1 protein-coding gene is annotated in these 442 nt (G+C 65.4%); it reads right to left on the bottom strand.

Annotated features, from left to right (window positions below; translation table 11 throughout):
- Positions 1 to 434, bottom strand: a 434-nt coding sequence (locus EN984_RS37300) for an S-adenosylmethionine:tRNA ribosyltransferase-isomerase (protein ID WP_164766059.1), incomplete at its 3' end; no start/stop codon positions are given.
- Positions 435 to 442: the final 8 nt, after the last annotated feature.

The raw sequence follows: 442 nt of genomic DNA, 5'->3' as shown, positions 1-442 counted from the left end.
GGCCCCGACAGATCGAAGCCAAGCAGCGCTTCGCCGCCCTCGCCTTTCTCGATCACCGTGGCGTCGAGCTGACCGAGCAAACAGGAATTGCCGTCATGGCCGAAATGGATGCGGTCGCCGGCGGCAATGCGCTTGCCCGGCCGCATGAAGGCCAGCCAGCGGTCCGGCGCCATGCGCATATGCAGCGTGGCTTCGACCTGCGCTGTCACTTCGCCTCGCCTCCGGATGCCTTTGAGCTGCGCTGGAATGACCTTGGTGTCGTTGAACACCAGCACGTCGCCGGCCCTGAGCAAGGACGGCAGGTCGCCAACCCTGCGGTCGTCGAACCCTTCGCCGGGTTTGACCACCAGCATCTTGGCGCTGTCGCGCGGCTCCGCCGGACGAAGCGCGATGCGCTCCTCCGGCAAGTCGAAGTCAAAGAGATCGACGCGCATCAGTAGAG

It is taken from the genome of Mesorhizobium sp. M7A.F.Ca.CA.004.12.1.1 (genome assembly GCF_003997835.1).
In the GTDB taxonomy this organism is placed as follows: domain Bacteria; phylum Pseudomonadota; class Alphaproteobacteria; order Rhizobiales; family Rhizobiaceae; genus Mesorhizobium.
Note: the sequence above shows the minus strand (reverse complement) of the source record. Positions and strands in the feature narration are given on the sequence as shown.